Origin of the sequence: Frankia sp. AgPm24 (genome assembly GCF_023243055.1) — a bacterium.
Classification (GTDB): domain Bacteria; phylum Actinomycetota; class Actinomycetes; order Frankiales; family Frankiaceae; genus Frankia; species Frankia umida.
On the sequence record NZ_JALKFW010000206.1, the window covers coordinates 33104 to 50527 of the forward strand.

The following is a 17424-nucleotide window of genomic DNA, read 5'->3' on the forward strand; positions in this document are numbered from 1 at the left end:
ACCGGATGTCAGTCAGATCACTGGATGCTCCCGACGATGTCACATCCGTTGCGTGCTGCTCCAGACCCTGTCCGTCGTCCCACGGACAGGGCCGTCCCAGAAGCAGCGCGGTCAAGCGGGCCGTGCGATAACGCCGTGTGCCCAGGTGTTACAGGAGGTGCGGGCAGTGCGGTGACGTGCGGGAAGTGCGGTTACAGCGGGGCCGGGGCCGGCTCGCGGGACGTGTCGGGTTCGTCGTCCCGCCCGGCGTCGTCACCCCCGGCCACGGCCTCCTTGCGGCGGTGTCGGATGGAGGACACCAGCGCCAGGCCGATGAAGGCGACGCCGACCAGGCCGGTGATGATCTCCGGCACCTCGGTCTCGATCGAGATGGCCAGAATGATCGCCAGCGCGCCGATCGCGTAGTGCGCACCGTGCTCGAGATAGATGTACTCGGACAGGGTGCCGCGCCGGACCAGGTACACCGTCAGTGACCGGATGTACATGGCACCGATGCCGAGACCGGCGGCGATGACGAAGATGTTCTGGGAGATCGCGAACGCGCCGACGACCCCGTCGAAGGAGAACGAGGCGTCGATGACCTCCAGGTAGAGGAACAGGAAGGCGGCGGCCCGGCCGGTGGCGAGCACCAGCTTGGGCGTCCCACCGGAACGGGCGGGTGCGGCCGTGTCCCCGGCCGCCACCGCGCCGCCCACGGCGCTGTCGTCGTCAGCACCGTCATCCTCGGCGCCGATCCCCTGCGCCTCGAAGAACTCCCCGAGACCACGCACCGCCAGGTAGGTGGCCAGACCCGCGACACCCGAGGTGAGCACCTGCTGGGTGTGGTCGCCGGAGAAGGCCTCACCGACGACGAGCAGCGCCACGAGCGCGACCACGATCGGGATCACGTCCAGCTGGCCGGCCCGACGCAGCGGCTCCTCCAGCTTCCTGATCCACTGGATCTCCCGCTCGGGATCGAACAGGAAGTCCAGGAAGATCATGAACAGGAAGATCCCGCCGAACGCGGCGATGGCCGGATGCGCGTCCCCGAGCTTCTCCGCGTACTGCGCGCTGTCGTTGAGAGCCAGGTCGAACACATCGACCGGGCTCAGATGCGCGGTCAGTGCCACGATCACGATCGGGAAGATCAGCCGCATGCCGAACACGGCGATGAGCACGCCGAGCGTCAGGAAGATCTTCTGCCACCACTCGCTCATCCGGCGCAGGATCGTGGCGTTGATCACCGCGTTGTCGAAGGAGAGGCTGATCTCCAGGATCGCGAGGATGGCCACGACGGCCGCGTCCCGAGGCCCGCCGAGCACCCCGGCCGCGGCCACCCCCAGCGCGGTTATTGCAAAGGACCATCCGAAGATCCTCAAGGCGTGCACGCCCACCAACACCTTTCCGGACCGATCGCCAGACCACGGTCACCCGGCCACACCGCGCGGGTGGATCCGCGGTCCGTCGGATCCACCGGGTCGCTCGAAGTCACCGGAGACCGCGTCGATCCCGAGGCCATCGGCCCAGGTCGGCGGTCGACGGCATCGTAGCCGCTCACCAGGGGTGCGCGACCTGACAAATGGGTTACAGCAGGCGCCGGATTCAGACGTTTACGCCGAAGTCCCGGGCGATGCCGGCGAGACCGGAGGCGTAGCCCTGGCCCACGGCGCGGAACTTCCAGTCGCTGCCGTGCCGGTAGACCTCACCGAAGACCATCGCGGTCTCGGTGGAGGCGTCCTCGGTGAGGTCGTAGCGGGCGATCTCGGTACCACCGGCCCCGTTGACGACCCGGATGAAGGCGTTGCGGACCTGGCCGAAGTTCTGCTGGCGCGACTCGGCGTCGTAGATCGACACCGGGAACACGATCTTGTCGATCTCGGTGGGCAGCGAGCCCAGGTTGACGGTGATCGCCTCGTCGTCGCCCTCGCCCTCACCGGTGAGGTTGTCGCCCTGGTGCTCGATCGCGCCGTCCGGGCTCTTGAGGTTGTTGAAGAAGATGAAGTGCCCGTCCGAGACGACCTTGCCGTCGGCGCGGCAGGCGATGGCGCTGGCGTCCAGGTCGAAGTCGGCACCGGTCGTGCTGCGCACGTCCCAGCCCAGACCCACCAGGATGCTGGTCAGACCGGGGGCCTCCTTGGTCAGCGAGACGTTGCCGCCCTTGCTGAGGCTTACTCCCACTGTGCTCTCTCCTCCTGCGTCCGCCGACCACCGTCGAGGTTCGGTCGGCTGCGATGTGTGTGCCCTGTGGTCACCCGGTGCCATGGTTCGGACCAGGCGCCGGCAGCGTACTGCCGGGCGCGATCGCCCCCGTGCGGCCGCACCCGGGTACGCCCGCGCACCGCCGCGGCCGTGCCCGGCCGTGCGACAGTGGCCTCGATGCGGTGCCCGTCAGCGCAGATCCCCCAAGCTCCGTGTGCACTGCGGGACGAACGAGCGCCGCGCAGGGTTCCCGGCGACCCCCCGAGGAGATTGGTCACGTGGCCGTAACACGCGGGGCCGCCGTAACACGACTGGAAACTCGGCCACCGACCCGATGGACGCATCCACACCGTGCACCCAACGCCCGGGCACCTGCGGTGGGCTCGGCCAGACCGCCGCGTGGCCGCGGTCTGGCCGCGAAAGTCCACGCCGAACCGCACAACAGACGCGGTTCGGACGTTCGTACGCCTGGCAACTGGGGAACATCGGCAGCAGTGCAGACCATCCGGACGGTGCCGACTGACCCACCTCGACGCCAACATTCACCCACGCGATGGTCGCGGGCAGTTCACGTAGAGGTGTCGCTATTCGCCACGTGCAGGGCGGACCATTGAGGCGTGGTTCGTCTGGATAAGGTCGCCATGATGATCGGACGTTCAGTAGGCCGGGTTGTCATCTCCGACGTGACCCCGGTCGTGTCGTGCGGCCAGTGGCCCGCGCGCGCGGTCGTGGGCGAGAGAATTACCGTGGGCGCGACCGTCTTCCGGGAGGGTCACGATCTCATCGGTGCGAACGTGGTGCTGTCCGGGCCCGACGGCCAGGGCACGCCCTACGTTCCGATGCGGGTGGTCGGCGCGGGCACCGACCGCTTCGAGGCGGAAATCACCGTGGGCGGAAGTGGCCTGTGGGGATTCCGCGTCGAGGCGTGGGCGGATCCCGTCGCCACCTGGCGCCACGGCATCGAGCTGAAGGTCGGCGCGGGGCAGGGCTGTGACGAGCTCGCGGTCGACTTCGAGGACGGTGCCCGGCTGCTGCTGCGGGCGCTGCCAGGGGTACCGGAGGGGCGGCGGGCGGAGATAGCCCGGGCGGTGGCCACGCTACGTGACGATGCGCTCGGTGATCCTCATGATCGGATCGCTGCCGTGCTCGACGCGCACCTGGTGAGCCTGCTCGACGCGTTTCCGCTGCGCGAGCTGATCACCCGCTCCCCGCTGTACCGGGTGTGGGTGGACCGGCCCAGGGCGCTCTACGGGAGCTGGTACGAACTGTTCCCGCGCTCGGAGGGTGCCACTCTGGACCCGCCGCGCTCCGGGACGTTCCTGACCGCCGCCGAGCGGCTGCCCGCGGTCGCCGCGATGGGCTTCGACGTGGTGTACCTGCCACCGATCCATCCGATCGGCGAGGTCAACCGCAAGGGCCCGAACAACACCCTCACTCCGGGTGAGGACGACCCGGGTTCCCCGTGGGCGATCGGCAGCGAGCACGGCGGCCACGACGCCGTGCATCCGGACCTCGGCACGATCGAGGACTTCGACCTGTTCGTCGCGCGGGCCCGCTCGCTCGGCATGGAGATCGCCCTCGACCTCGCCCTGCAGTGCGCGCCGGACCATCCGTGGGCCAAGCGCCATCCGGAGTGGTTCGTCGTGCGCAGTGACGGATCCATCGCCTATGCCGAGAACCCGCCGAAGAAGTACCAGGACATCTACCCGCTGAACTTCGACGCGGACCCGAACGGTCTCTACCAGGAGATCCTTCGGGTGGTTCGGTACTGGACCGGGCACGGAGTGCGCATCTTCCGGGTCGACAATCCCCACACGAAGCCGGTCGAGTTCTGGGAATGGCTCATCGGCCAGGTGAAGGCGACCGAACCGGACGTGCTCTTCCTCGCCGAGGCCTTCACCCGGCCGGCGATGATGCACACACTGGCCAAGGTCGGTTTCACTCAGTCATACACATACTTCACCTGGCGCAACGAGAAGTGGGAACTGGAGGAGTACGCGACCGAACTGGTCGCCTCCGCGCACTACATGCGGCCGAACTTCTTCGTCAACACCCCGGATATCCTGCCCGGTTTCCTCCAGGACGGCGGGCCGGCGGCGTTCCGCCTGCGGGCGGCGCTCGCGGCGACGCTGTCGCCGACCTGGGGTGTCTACGCCGGGTACGAGCTCGGTGAGAACCTCGCGGTCCGACCGGGCGGCGAGGAGTACCTCGACTCCGAGAAGTACCAGTACCGGCCGCGGGACTGGGCGGGGGCCGAGGCGGCCGGGCTCTCGCTCGCGCCGTACCTGACCCGGCTCAACCAGATCCGCCGGGCCCACCCTGCCCTGCACTGGCTGCGCAACCTGCACCTGCACCAGGCCGACAGCGAACAGATCATGGTCTATTCCAAGCGCCTGCCCGCCACCGACGCCGCCACCGCCACCGACACCGACACCGACACCGACACGGTGCTCGTCGTCGTCAACCTCGATCCGCACCAGGCCCACGAGACCACGGTGCATCTCGACCTGCCCGCGCTCGGTTTCGGCTGGGACGACACGATCGAGGTCACCGACGAGATCACCGGGGCGACCTACCAGTGGGGCCGGCACAACTACGTCCGGCTCGACCCGACGGTGGAGTCCGCGCACATCTTCACGGTGCGGACCCGGTCATGAGCGACGCGCTCGGCCCCGGCCGGCCATCCGAAGGCGCGTTCGTCGAGGCGGAGGTCATCGTCAACACCGAGCCGGAGCCGTTGAGCGAGCGGATCGGCGCCGAGGCCCCGCGCCCGGCACCGGGACCGGGGCCGGCACCGTCCGGGCCGGTCGGCCCGTCCCCCCGCGACCCGCACTGGTACAAGCGCGCGGTGTTCTACGAGGTGCTGATCCGCGGCTTCGCCGACTCCAACGGGGACGGCACCGGCGACATCCGCGGACTGATCTCCAAGCTCGACTACCTCGAGTGGCTCGGCGTCGACTGCCTGTGGCTGTTGCCGATCTACTCGTCGCCGCTGCGCGACGGTGGCTACGACATCGCCGACTACTTCCAGGTCCTGCCCGAGTTCGGCGACCTGGGCGATTTCGTGGCTCTCGTCGACGAGGCCCACCGCCGCAGCATCCGGATCATCGCCGACCTGGTGATGAACCACACCTCGGACGCGCATCCGTGGTTCCAGGCGTCCCGTTCGGACCCGGACGGCCCCTACGGCGACTTCTACGTCTGGTCCGACACCGACACCCGCTATCCGGAAGCCCGGATCATCTTCGTCGACACCGAGAAGTCGAACTGGTCGTGGGATCCGGTGCGCGGCCAGTACTACTGGCACCGCTTCTTCTCCCACCAGCCCGACCTCAACTATGACAATCCGGACGTCCAGGAGGCGATGCTCGAGGTCCTGAGGTTCTGGCTGGACCTCGGCATCGACGGGTTCCGCCTCGACGCGGTGCCCTACCTGTACGTGCGGGACAACACCAACGGCGAGAACCTGCCCGAGACGCACGAGTACCTGCGCCGCGTCCGCAAGGAGGTCGACGCCAAGTACGCCGACCGGGTGCTGCTCGCCGAGGCCAACCAGTGGCCCTCCGACGTCGTCGAGTACTTCGGCGCCGACGACGAGTGCCACATGGCGTTCCACTTCCCGTTGATGCCACGCATCTTCATGGCGGTCCGGCGTGAGTCGCGCTACCCGATCTCGGAGATCCTGGCGCAGACCCCACAGATTCCGACGAACTGTCAGTGGGGCATCTTCCTGCGCAACCATGACGAGCTCACCCTCGAGATGGTCACCGACGACGAGCGTGACTACATGTGGGCGGAGTACGCCAAGGACCCCCGCATGAAGGCGAACATCGGTATCCGCCGCCGGCTCGCGCCGCTGCTGGACAACAGCCGCGACCAGATGGAACTGTTCACCGCGCTGCTGCTGTCGCTGCCGGGTTCCCCGGTGCTGTACTACGGCGACGAGATCGGCATGGGCGACAACATCTATCTGGGTGACCGCGACAGTGTTCGCACCCCGATGCAGTGGTCGCCCGACCGCAACGCCGGGTTCTCCACCTCCGACCCGGCCCGCCTCTACCTGCCGCTGATCATGGACCCGGTCTACGGCTACCAGGGACTCAACGTCGAGGCCGGGCAGCGCACCCAGACCTCGTTCCTGTCCTGGACACGGCGGATGATCGAGGTACGCAAGCGGCATCCCGTCTTCGGCCTGGGCAGCTTCGAGGAACTGGGCGCGTCCAACCCCTCGGTGTTCGCCTATGTGCGCGAGTTCGGCGACGACAGTGTGCTGTGCGTGGCGAACCTGTCACGCTTCGCCCAGCCAGTGGAGCTTGACCTGCGCCGCTTCGAGGGAATGCTCCCCGTCGAACTGCTGGGACGGGTGCACTTTCCGCCGATCGGCGACCTGCCGTACCTGCTGACCTTGCCAGGTCACGGACATTACTGGTTCGCGCTGTCCAGACCGGGGGAATTCACCCCCTGAGCCCTGTCCACGTCCAGTCCGTACACTGCCGCTCCGGTTGCCCCGCCGATCGCCCCGCCGACCATCCCGATCCGTCCGGACCTGTTCGATGCCGGATGGGTCGGGCTGGCCGTCGTCGGCGTCGGTGTCGGCGTCGTGGCGCGGCCAACGGATGCTCAGCTGAGGGACGACCGACGCGGTGGGGATGGTCCGGACCGGTGTCGGCGCGCTGCGTAGGCGTAGTACGGACAAGGAAAGGTATTTTCGGGATATTCGACGTTAGGTGCGATGATGATCGTCGACTGCGGGACCGGGAGGCCGGGGATGGGTGACCACCATGGTGAACTGACCGGCCTGTTGACGGACTGGCTGCCGCGGCAGCGCTGGTTCGCCGGCAAGGGCCGGGCCGGCGGCAGGCTGCGGATTCACCGGGACATCCTGGTCAGCGAGCCGTTGCGGCTGCTGATCATCGAGGTCGACTACGACCGCGGCCCCGCCGAGTTCTACCAGGTCCCGCTGGTGCTGCGCCATGACGCGCCGCACGGGCACGAGGGCTTCCTGATCGGCGAGTGCGCCGGCGGCCTGGTGTACGACGGGCTCGCCGATCCCTCCGGCGCGGCCACACTGTTGGACTTCCTCGCCCGGGCCGTGCACCGCGACGACCTCGTCGCCGAACGCTTCCCGGCGCCGGACGACGACACCCGGGTACCGCTGGTCGACCTGCCCGCGGCCCCGATCGGGGCCGAGCAGTCCAACTCCTCCGTCGTCTACGGCGACGCCTACATCCTCAAGGTGTTCCGCCGGCTGTGGCCCGGCGAGAACCCCGACCTCGAGGTGACCCGGGCGCTGGCCGCCGTCGGCAGCCAGCACGTGGCCGCACCGGTGGCCTGGTACACCGGCGAGGTCACCGGCGTCCCGACCACGTTCGGTTTCCTGCAGCAGTACCTGCGCAGTGGCAGCGAGGGCTGGCGGATGGCGCTGGCCAGCGTCCGCGACCTGTACGCCGAGGCCGACCTGCGCGCCGACGAGGTCGGGGGTGACTTCGCCGCCGAGGCCGAACGCCTCGGCGCCGCCACCGCACAGGTCCACGCCGACCTCGCCCGCGCCCTGCCGACCCGCCCGCCGACCGCGGACGACCTGCGCGGGCTCGCCGCCTACCTGCGCGGCCGCCTCGACGCCGCCCTCGACGGGGTGGACGCGCTGCACCCACACGCGGAGGCGATCCGCACCGTCTACGACGCGCTGCACGCAGCGCCCCCGGCCCTCGTGCACCCCCGGCCCTTCCAACGCCTGCACGGCGATCTGCACCTGGGTCAGGTGCTGCGGGTCGACTCCGGCTGGGTGCTGTTCGACTTCGAGGGCGAGCCGGCCCGGCCGGTCACCGACCGCGTCGGCCTCGAGTCCCCCCTGCGCGACGTCGCCGGGATGCTGCGTTCCTTCGACTACGCGGCCCGGTCACTCCAGCTCGAACGGGACGACGAGCCGGGCCTGGAGTACCGCGCTCGGGAATGGGCGCAGCGCAACCGGGACGCCTTCTGCCAGGGCTACGCCGCCACCGCCGGACGTGACCCGCGCGACGACGCGACGATGCTGCGCGCCCTGGAACTCGACAAGGCCGTCTACGAGGTGCTCTACGAGGCACGTCACCGACCCGGCTGGATTCGGATCCCGCTGGCCGCGGTCACCCGGCTCACCGCGACCGCGGCACCCGCCGCACCCGCCGGTTAGCACTCCGCCCGTCCGACCATCCAGGCCCGTCCGACCATCCAGGCCCGTCCGACCATCCAGGCCCGTCCGACCATCCAGGCCCGTTCGACCATCCAGATCACCTGATCCCCCACGCGGAGAGAGGCAGGGGTGTCCCCGTGACCAACGGCGACGTCACCAACGGCACGGCGCGAACGGGGCGCCGAGGCGCGCAGGGAGCCATCGGTTGGCCGGCCCCTGCCGGTCCCGCCGGACCCGCCGGCCCCGACGCGTCGATCCGTGACCGGGAGGGCCGGGTGGCCCTGGCCGATCGCGCCGCCGAGCGGTTCAGCCACCCCGGCGAGCCGACCACCGCCACCACCGAACGAGCCGAGACCGAACAGACCGAGACCGTGCCGTCCGCCGAGTCCGCCGGCGCCACCCCCGCGGGCGACGGGACCGGCAGCGCCGACGGATCGGGCAGCGCCGACAGGTCAGGCAGTGGCGACAGGTCAGGCAGTGGCGGGGTACCGACAGGCGAGGGTGACGTGGATGAACCGCAGCGGCCGGCCGAGGTGAACGGCACGGCGCGGGCGACGGCCATGGCCGAGCCGCCGCCGCTGGACGTACTGCCCGGGGTGCTGGACCGGCTGGTGGCCGGCACCCATCACGACCCGCACTCGGTGCTCGGCGCCCATCCCAGCGGCGACGCGACCGTCGTACGCGTGCTGCGCCCGGACGCGAGCTGCGCGACCCTGCTCGTCGGCGAGGCGCGCTACCCCGCCACCCGGCTGCACAGCGGCGGGGTGTTCGCCGCCGTGCTGCCCGGCCACCTGCCCGACTACCAGGTCGAGGTGACCTACCCGCACGCCACCGGCGTCATCGACGATCCCTACCGGCATCTGCCGACCGTCGGCGAGATCGACCGGCATCTGATCGCCGAGGGACGCCACGAGCAGCTGTGGAAGGTCCTCGGCGCCCACCCGCGCACCCTGCACACCCCCGGCGGCCAGGCGGTCACCGGTGTCAGCTTCGCGGTGTGGGCCCCGTCCGCGCGGGGGGTGCGCCTGGTCGGCGACTTCGACTTCTGGGACGGCCGCGCCTTCCCGATGCGTTCGCTGGGCAGCTGCGGTGTGTGGGAGCTGTTCGTCCCCGGTGCGGGCGCCGGCCTGCGCTACAAGTACGAGATCCTCGGCTTCGACGGTGTCTGGCGGCAGAAGGCCGATCCGATGGCCTTCCGCACCGAGGTTCCGCCCGCGACCGCGAGCGTCGTCACCCACTCGACCCACACCTGGTCGGACGGGGACTGGATCGCGCGTCGGGCCAGCACCGCCTGGCACACCGAACCGATCAGCATCTACGAGGTGCACCTGGGCTCCTGGCGGCGCGGACTGTCCTATCTCGAGCTCGCCGAACAGCTCACCGCCTACGTCCAGGACAGCGGTTTCACCCACGTCGAGCTGCTGCCCGTCGCCGAGCATCCCTTCGGCGGCTCCTGGGGATACCAGGTCTCGGCCTACTACGCGCCGACGGCCCGCTTCGGCAGCCCGGACGAGTTCCGCCACCTCGTCGAGACCCTGCACCAGGCCGGTATCGGCGTGATCGTCGACTGGGTGCCCGCGCACTTCCCCCGCGACTCCTGGGCGCTGGGCCGCTTCGACGGCACCCCCCTGTACGAGCACCCCGATCCGCGCCGCGGTGAGCAGCCCGACTGGGGCACCTACGTCTTCGACGTGAGCCGTCCCGAGGTGCGCAACTTCCTCGTCGCCAACGCCGTGTACTGGTTCGAGGAGTTCCACGTCGACGCCCTGCGGGTCGACGCCGTCGCCGCCATGCTCTACCTGGACTACTCCCGCCCCGACGGCCAGTGGCTGCCCAACGAGCACGGCGGCCGGGAGAACCTCGACGCCGTCGCCTTCCTGCAGGAGACCAACGCGACGGTCTACCGCCGTTTCCCCGGCGCCATGATGATCGCCGAGGAGTCGACCGCCTGGCCCGGTGTCACCCGCCCGACGCATCTGGGCGGGCTCGGCTTCGGCTTCAAATGGAACATGGGCTGGATGCACGACACCCTGGACTACACCTCCCACCAGCCGGTGCACCGCAGCTTCCACCATCACCAGATGACGTTCTCCATGGTCTACGCCTACTCGGAGAACTACATCCTGCCGTTCAGCCACGACGAGGTCGTCCACGGCAAGGGTTCGATGCTGCGCCGCATGCCCGGCAACCGCTGGGAGCAGCTGGCGAACCTGCGCGCCCTGTACGCCTACATGTGGGCGCATCCCGGCAAGAAACTGCTCTTCATGGGCAGTGAGTTCGGCCAGGACAACGAGTGGAACGAGGCCGCCTCCCTCGACTGGCCCCTGCTCGACGAGCCCGGTCACCACGGTCTCGCCGCCCTTGTCCGCGACCTCAACGCCCTCTACCGGGCCTCCCCCGAGCTCTACCGCCGGGACGTCGACCCCACCGGCTTCTCCTGGATCGACGCCAACGACACCGGCAACAACGTCTTCTCGTTCCTACGCTGGTCCGGCGCCTCCGACACCGCCGGCACCGGCTCGGGTGACGCGACCTCCGGCGGCTCCGGTGTGATCGCCTGCATCACGAACTTCGCGGGCATCGCCCACCACGAGCACCGGATCGGGCTGCCGTTCCCCGGCCGTTGGCGGGAGGTGCTCAACACCGACAGCCAGCGCTACGGCGGCGCCAATCTCGGCAACCTGGGAGCGGTCGAGGCCACCGACCGGCCGTACCACGGCCTGCCGGCCTCCGCGTCCGTCACCCTGCCTGTCCTCGGCGCCATCTGGCTCCGCCACGACCCCACTGTCTGACCCGCACCCCACCGCCCCTGACCCGCACCGACACCCGGCGGACCCCATGCGGAACCGGGCGGTCCGGGTCCATGACGCCGGGGCCGCGACCAGGGCAGTGTCGGCCGGGGCCTGCGCAGGGATCGAAACAGCGGATTCCTCGGCAGGCCCCGGCAAGAACGATCATCTGGCCACGGTGCGGGTGGGCCAGAACGGAGCGGGGGTCAGAACAGGGCTGCGGCCAGGGATCTGCGGGCGGGGGCCACGGCGGGGTCCTCCTCACCCAGGGCCTGGAAGAGACCGACCAGGTGGGCTCGGACCTGCTCGCGCTCGGGGCCACTGGTGCGCCGGACCAGTGCGACCAGGTCGGCCAGGGCACCGGGGGTGTCACCCTCGGCCAGACGCAGGTCGGAGGCGGCGATCGCGGCCTCGAGGTCGTCCGGATCGGCGGCGAGACGAGCCCGGATACGGGCCGGGTCGTGATCGCGTACCCGGCGCAGCAGCTCGGCCCGGGCCAGGCCCAGCGTGGCTTCCGGGTCGCCGGGCGCCTCGTCGAGACGAGCGCGGTAGGACTCGACCGCCGTGTCGAGATCGCCCTGGGCGAGGGCGTCCTCGGCGGCGGCGAGGTGCGGGTCCTGTTGGGGCGCGCCGCCGGGTACACCACCGGGCGCATCGCCGGTCGCCTCGGCGACGGCGGACAGCAGCTGGTCGAGCCAGGCGCGGGCCTCCCGCTCGGGGACGGCGCCGGTGAACTCGCCGATGATGCGCCCGCCAACGACCGCCTTGACGGTCGGAATGCCCTGCACCCCGGCCGCCTGGGCGAGCTGCGGGTTGGCGTCGACGTCGATCTTCGCGAGAATCCAGCGCCCGCCGTCGTCCGCCGCGAGCTTCTCCAGCACCGGGCTGAGCTGCTTGCACGGGCCACACCACGAGGCCCAGAAGTCGAGCACGACCGGTACCCGCATCGAGCGGTTGACCACGTCCGCCTCGAAGCTCGCTTCGGTCACGTCGATCACCACCGGGCCGGTGGTGGTGCCCGCGCCGGCCGGGGCGCCGCCGCCCGCTCCCGCGGGGGCGGGACCCGGGTTGGGTGGTGGGGGCGCAGCGGCCGGCTTGGGGTCGAGCGGAACGGCGCCGGCGAGGCGCAGGCCGCCGAGGCTGTCGGGCAGTCGCCCGGGTCGTCCCGGGCCTCCCGCGCCCCGCGGCACTCCGGATGGAACTGGTGGCCTACGTTGCATGCCTCCATCGTGACATCCGGCGCGCGTCCACGGAGGTGCTGGCCGGCGCCAGTTCGCGTCCGGCTGTAGCTCCGCTCGTCGGCCCGCGCGTCAGACCGGGCTCGTCCGGCCGGGTCAGGCCGGATCGTCAGGCCGGATCGTCGGCGGCGAGGATGCGCTCGATGCTGGCCACCTTGCTGTGCAGCGCGTCGTCCACGGAGTCCCGCAGGTCGGCTTTCAGGACGAGGCTCACCCGGCCCGCGTGGGCACGGACGGCCTCGGTCGCGCGGCGCACGACCTCCATGACCTCGTCCCAGTCCCCTTCGATGGTCGTGAACATCGCGTTGGTCTCGTGCGGCAGGCCGCTGGCGCGTACGACCCGGACGGCCTCGGCTACCAGCTCCGCGACCCCCTCGCCGGCTCCGATGGGCGTGACACTGAAGGCAACCAGCATGAACCACACCTACCACGCGAAGCCCCGTCCGACCATCCGATGACCCTCCCCGGTGGACGACGTCCCACGCCGGACGACGGCGATCGGCGGGTGACGGCGGCCGGAGTGCGGCCCACGGGCCGGCGGACCGGCGTCTCCGGAGGGCCGACAGCCGCCTGCTACCGTGACAAATCCGGGCGGCCGGTAAGCTGTCGACATGTCACCAGAAGTCACGGGTGGCGCACCGAACGGGCGATTGCGCAAACCCGGGACAACAGGGCCTGGCGACACGCCCTACCATTGCCCGCCGTGGGGTGGACGAAGACGGATAACGAGGCGTAGGTGGGGCCACGCACGCTGCTCGACGCGCTGACGGACCTTGCGGTGGTCGTCGGCGCGGACGGCCATGTCACCGACATGGGTGTGGCCGCCCAGGCGTTCCTGGCCGACCGTGTGCCGCGCGATCCGCATGTCACCGATCTGGTCGAGGTGGTCGACCCGGCGTTCCGGGTGGCCCTGGTCGAGGCGGTCACCGCCGGGCTGGCGCACAGCGATCAGTGGCGCGGGTCGGTCGGCCTGGTCACGGGCTCCGGGGCCACCGCGCCGCACCACGTCACCGTCCGGCGCGATCCCGAGGGCGGGCTGGTCGTCATCGCCCGGGACACCAGCGACAGCCGGGCCCGTGAGGTCGCCGAGAACGAGTCGCGCGCCAAGGACGAACTGATCGCCCGGCTCGGCCACGAGCTGCGCACACCGCTGAACGCGATGCTCGGCTTCGCCCAGCTCCTCGAGCTGGAGCCGCTCTCCCCCGATCTGCACGACGATGTCGAACGCATCATCACCGGCGGCCGGCACATGCAGGCGCTCATCGACGACGTGCTCGACCTGGCCCGGTTGCGGGCTGGCCGCGGCGACATCAGCAAGGGTCCGGTGAACGTCCTGGACATCGTCAAGGGCGTGGTGGAGCTGGTCGAGCCGCTGGCCGCGCCGCGCAGCATCCGCCGGGTCATCCATCCGGCCGAACCGCTGATCGCCGACGCGGACCGTCGCCGACTCTGGCAGGTTCTGCTGAACCTGGTCGGCAACGCGCTGAAGTACGGCCGCGAGGGCGGCTGCGTCCGGGTCGGCGTCGTCCCGATCACCGGCTCGCGGATTCGCATCGAGGTCGAGGACGACGGCGTGGGCCTCTCGCCCCGCGCGATCGACCGCCTGTTCCGACCGTTCGAACGCCTCGGCGCCGAACGCACGGGCATCGAGGGCAGCGGCCTGGGCCTCGCCCTGTCCCACGCCCTGGTGACAGCGATGGGCGGTGTGCTGACGGTCGCCAGCCGGCACGGTGTCGGCAGCGTGTTCGCCGTTGTGCTGGACGCCGTCGACATGCGCTTCGAGGACCCGGACGCCTACGACGACGACGGCTTCGACCAGCCCTACAGCGGTGGCTCGGGCGGTTACGGCTCCTCGGGCGGCTACGGCTCCTCGGGCGGCTACGGCTCCTCGGGCGGCTACGGTGCCTCGGAGGGCTACGGCTCCTCGGAGGGCTACGGCGGCGCGGGAGATCGCACCGGCACGGGCAGCTACACCGGCGCGAAGGGATACGGGAGCACGAGCGGTCCCGCCGGCGCCGGAGCACAGGGTTCCGCTGGCGGGGTCGGCTGGAGCGCGGGTGCCGCGAGTGGGTACAGCGGTGCGGCGGCGGCGCTGTCGGGCGGTTCGAACGGGCGGCGAGCACCCTCGGACGACCTGCGGGTGGTCCATGTCAGCGGCGATCCGGCGGTGCGCTCCGCCGTCGCGAAGGTCCTCGCCGACACCCTTGGCGCCGACACCGTCACCGTGCCACGGGCAGGGCTGGCCCTGGACGCGGTGCGCCGGGCCCGGCCGGCGTTCGTCCTGATCGACCAGGATCTTCCCGACGCGTCCGCGCCGGAGCTGCTCGCGCAGCTGGCGGCGGACCCGACCGGCGCCGCCATCCCGGCGTTCGTGCTGGCGGAGGATGCCGACTCGCCCGAACGCACCCGACTGCGCCGGTCCGGCGCCGTCGACGTCCTGGACCTGCCGCTTGTTCCCGCGAGCCTCACCACCGTCACCGCCGCGCTGACCGCCACGGTTCCCGCCCACCGCTAGCGCGCTGTCCACGATCGTTCAAGGACGGCGTTGTCGTCACGGGCCGTCGTCGCATCACCCCACCGGTGGTGGGTGGCAGGGGTCAGTCGGTCGACGCGTCCGCCGGGGGTGACCAGGCGGCGGACAGCAGGCGCTCGGACGCCCGGGCGGGGTCGATCGTCGCGTCGACCACGGCGCCGGCGAGTGCGGTGAGTGCGGCTTCCATCGCCGGGTCGGCGAGCCTGGCCCGCACAGTGGCCAGCGCGAGCGTGCGGATCTCGCCGCGGGCGCGGGCCAATCGGCGCCGTCCGAGCTCGCCGGAGGCGACCAGCCACTGGTAGTGGTCCGTGATCCGCCCGAGGAGGATGTCGATCCCCTGCCCGTGGACGGCCGCCAGCCGGACCACCCCCGGACCGGGACCGTCCGCCTCCGGCGTCCGTCGGCCCAGGCGAAGCATCGCGGTGAGGTCGGCGGCGGTACGGTCGGCACCCGGCTGATCGGACTTGTTCACGACCAGGATGTCGGCCACCTCGAGCAGACCGGCCTTGACCGCCTGCACGCCGTCTCCGGCGCCGGGCGCGAGCAGCAGACAGGTGGTGTCGGCCAGCGCGGCGATGTCGGCCTCGGCCTGGCCCACCCCGACCGTCTCGACCAGCAGCAGGTCGTAGCCGGCGGCCCCGAGCACACGCAGCGCCTGCGCGGTCGCCAGAGCCAGACCGCCGAGCTGACCACGGCTGGCCAGGGAGCGCACGAAGACACCCGGGTCACCGGCGAGCTCGGTCATCCGAATCCGGTCGCCCAGCAGCGCGCCGCCGGTCACCGGGGAGGACGGGTCCACCGCCAGCACCCCCACCCGCCGCCCGGCGTCCCGAAAGGCACGAGCGAGTGCCGCGGTCGTCGTCGACTTGCCCACCCCAGGTGGCCCGGTCAGCCCGACGATCTGCGCGGGCCTGGCCGGCCCGGAGTGGACCGCGTGCGCGGTGAGGGCGGCGCTCAGCTCCGGCCATCCGGCCGGGTTGTTCTCGGCCAACGACAGCAGCCGGGCCACGGCCCGCCGGTCGCCCTCGGCCGCCGCGGCGACCAGACCCGCGATCCCGGCGCCGGCCGCGGCGGGCCGTACCGGCCCGGTGTCCCGCTGGTTCGCCCGCACCGATCCAGTGTCCACCCGGCCGTCCGGTTCCCGGGGACCTTCAGCGAACCGAGGCTGTGACCCGGTCAGGGCCGTCGGGGACCCGGTCAGGCCGTCGGGACGCGCAGGATGAGAGCGTCGCCCTGGCCGCCACCGCCGCACAGACCAGCGGCACCCAGGCCGCCACCGCGGCGGGCCAGCTCCTTGATCAGAGTCAGGGCGATGCGGGTGCCGGAGGCGCCGAGCGGATGACCGATCGCGATCGCGCCGCCGTTGACGTTGACGATCTCGGGGTTGAGGCCGAGTTCGCGCACCGACTGGACCGACACCGCGGCGAACGCCTCGTTGATCTCGACGAGGTCGAGGTCGGCGGGGGTCAGGCCCTCCTTGGCCAGCGCCGCGGTGATCGCGTTCGACGGCTGGGAGTGCAGGGTGGCGTCGGGGCCGGCGACGAAGCCGTGGTGGCCGACCTCGGCGAGGATCGGCAGGCCGAGCTCCTCGGCCTTGGCCCGGCTGGCCACGATGACCGCGGCGGCGCCGTCGGAGAGCTGGGAGGCGGAGCCGGCGGTGATCGTGCCGTCCTTGCCGAAGGCGGGACGCAGGCGGGCGAGCGACTCCGCGGTGGTGTCGGCGCGCACCCCCTCGTCGGCGCTGATCACCAGTGGCTCGCCGCGACGCTGGGGCACGGTGACCGGGACGATCTCGTCGTCGAACAGGCCGTTCTTGGCGGCGGCGGCGGCCCGCTGGTGCGAGCGGGCGGCGATCTCGTCCTGCTCGGCGCGGGTGATGGCCAGCCGGCCGTTGTGCCGGTCGGTGCTGGCGCCCATCGAGACCTGGTCGAACGCGCACAGCAGCGCGTCGGTGTCGATCGAGTCGGTCAGGGCGGTGTCGCCGTACTTCACCCCGGCGCGCAGGGAGCGGACCAGGTGCGGCGCGGCGGTCATCGACTCCATCCCGCCGGCGACGACCAGGTCGAACTCGCCGGCGGCGATGTAGGTGTCGGCCAGGGCGATCGCGTCCAGCCCGGACAGGCACAGCTTGTTGATGGTGACCGCGGGGACCCGCATCGGGATGCCGGCCTCGACAGCGGCCTGTCGGGAGGCGATCGGACCCGCGCCGGCCTGGATGGCGTGCCCCAGGATCACGTAGTCGATCTGGTCGCCGGTGAGCCCGGCCCGCTCCAGCGCGCCGCGGATCGCGATGCCGCCGAGCTGCGCCGCGGTGAAGCCCCTGAGCGCCCCCGAGAGCTTCCCGATCGGTGTCCGCGCACCGGCCACGATCACGGAACCCGGCATGCCTGCCTCCTCATCGCCCCGCCGGCAACGTGCCCGCCGGTATCCAGCCCGCCGGCATCGTGCCCACTGGGCCTCGCCCCTCTGACTCGGGACACCACGCTCGTTCCCGTGGACACCACGATAACGTGA

Annotated in this window: 11 protein-coding genes; 5 read left to right on the forward strand and 6 right to left on the reverse strand. The window is 71.2% G+C overall.

Annotated features, from left to right (window positions below; translation table 11 throughout):
- Positions 1–191: 191 nt before the first annotated feature.
- Together MXD61_RS19985 and MXD61_RS19990 are read right to left on the reverse strand one after the other, a co-directional pair.
- The gene (locus MXD61_RS19985) at positions 192–1367 is read right to left on the reverse strand and encodes a DUF475 domain-containing protein (protein ID WP_248814997.1); all 1176 of its coding nucleotides are present in this window, start codon (positions 1365–1367) and stop codon (positions 192–194) included.
- 214 nt (positions 1368–1581) lie between these two features.
- A complete protein-coding gene (locus MXD61_RS19990) occupies positions 1582–2157 on the reverse strand; it encodes a TerD family protein (protein ID WP_163547736.1) in 576 nt (191 codons plus the stop codon).
- A 662-nt stretch (positions 2158–2819) separates the two neighbouring features.
- Between MXD61_RS19990 and MXD61_RS19995 the strand changes: the two genes are divergently transcribed.
- From MXD61_RS19995 to glgB, 4 genes are all read left to right on the forward strand, one after another.
- Positions 2820–4835: an alpha-1,4-glucan--maltose-1-phosphate maltosyltransferase gene (locus MXD61_RS19995; protein WP_248815066.1), complete on the forward strand. Its 2016-nt coding sequence runs from the start codon at positions 2820–2822 to the stop codon at positions 4833–4835.
- Complete coding sequence (gene treS, locus MXD61_RS20000) at positions 4832–6643, forward strand: maltose alpha-D-glucosyltransferase (protein WP_248814998.1); 1812 nt, start codon at positions 4832–4834, stop codon at positions 6641–6643. The genes MXD61_RS19995 and treS overlap by 4 nt, the downstream gene beginning before the upstream one ends.
- 303 nt (positions 6644–6946) lie before the next feature.
- Positions 6947–8350, forward strand: coding sequence for an aminoglycoside phosphotransferase (locus MXD61_RS20005; protein WP_248814999.1), 1404 nt, complete (start codon positions 6947–6949; stop codon positions 8348–8350).
- Positions 8351–8910: 560 nt separating this feature from the next.
- Positions 8911–11142 carry a 1,4-alpha-glucan branching protein GlgB gene (glgB, locus tag MXD61_RS20010; RefSeq protein ID WP_248815067.1) on the forward strand — a complete coding sequence of 744 codons (2232 nt, stop codon included), beginning with the start codon at positions 8911–8913 and terminating at the stop codon, positions 11140–11142.
- Between the two features lie 203 nt (positions 11143–11345).
- Here the strand turns inward: glgB and MXD61_RS20015 are convergent, their stop codons facing one another.
- Both MXD61_RS20015 and MXD61_RS20020 read right to left on the reverse strand, forming a co-directional pair.
- Positions 11346–12290, reverse strand: coding sequence for a tetratricopeptide repeat protein (locus tag MXD61_RS20015; protein WP_248815068.1), 945 nt, complete (start codon positions 12288–12290; stop codon positions 11346–11348).
- A gap of 196 nt (positions 12291–12486) precedes the next feature.
- Positions 12487–12792 (reverse strand): MTH1187 family thiamine-binding protein, encoded by a 306-nt coding sequence (locus MXD61_RS20020; protein ID WP_163547740.1) that lies wholly within the window; start codon positions 12790–12792, stop codon positions 12487–12489.
- Between the two features lie 321 nt (positions 12793–13113).
- On the opposite strand from MXD61_RS20020, the gene MXD61_RS20025 reads away from it, so the two are divergent.
- Positions 13114–14892, forward strand: coding sequence for a hybrid sensor histidine kinase/response regulator (locus MXD61_RS20025; RefSeq protein ID WP_248815000.1), 1779 nt, complete (start codon positions 13114–13116; stop codon positions 14890–14892).
- Between the two features lie 82 nt (positions 14893–14974).
- On the opposite strand, the gene meaB is transcribed toward MXD61_RS20025, so the two are convergent.
- Both meaB and MXD61_RS20035 read right to left on the reverse strand, forming a co-directional pair.
- Positions 14975–16036 carry a methylmalonyl Co-A mutase-associated GTPase MeaB gene (gene meaB / locus MXD61_RS20030; protein ID WP_374629254.1) on the reverse strand — a complete coding sequence of 354 codons (1062 nt, stop codon included), beginning with the start codon at positions 16034–16036 and terminating at the stop codon, positions 14975–14977.
- Between the two features lie 71 nt (positions 16037–16107).
- Positions 16108–17295: an acetyl-CoA C-acetyltransferase gene (locus MXD61_RS20035; RefSeq protein ID WP_248815001.1), complete on the reverse strand. Its 1188-nt coding sequence runs from the start codon at positions 17293–17295 to the stop codon at positions 16108–16110.
- Between the last annotated feature and the right edge of the window lie 129 nt (positions 17296–17424).

Bases quoted from the DNA above. Each gene is read 5' to 3' on its own strand.
- MXD61_RS19995 (WP_248815066.1), top strand. From the start codon at position 2,820: ATGATGATCGGACGTTCAGTAGGCCGGGTTGTCATCTCCGACGTGACC.
- treS (WP_248814998.1), top strand. From the start codon at position 4,832: ATGAGCGACGCGCTCGGCCCCGGCCGGCCATCCGAAGGCGCGTTCGTC.
- MXD61_RS20005 (WP_248814999.1), top strand. From the start codon at position 6,947: ATGGGTGACCACCATGGTGAACTGACCGGCCTGTTGACGGACTGGCTG.
- glgB (WP_248815067.1), top strand. From the start codon at position 8,911: ATGGCCGAGCCGCCGCCGCTGGACGTACTGCCCGGGGTGCTGGACCGG.
- MXD61_RS20020 (WP_163547740.1), bottom strand. From the start codon at position 12,792: ATGCTGGTTGCCTTCAGTGTCACGCCCATCGGAGCCGGCGAGGGGGTC.
- MXD61_RS20035 (WP_248815001.1), bottom strand. From the start codon at position 17,295: ATGCCGGGTTCCGTGATCGTGGCCGGTGCGCGGACACCGATCGGGAAG.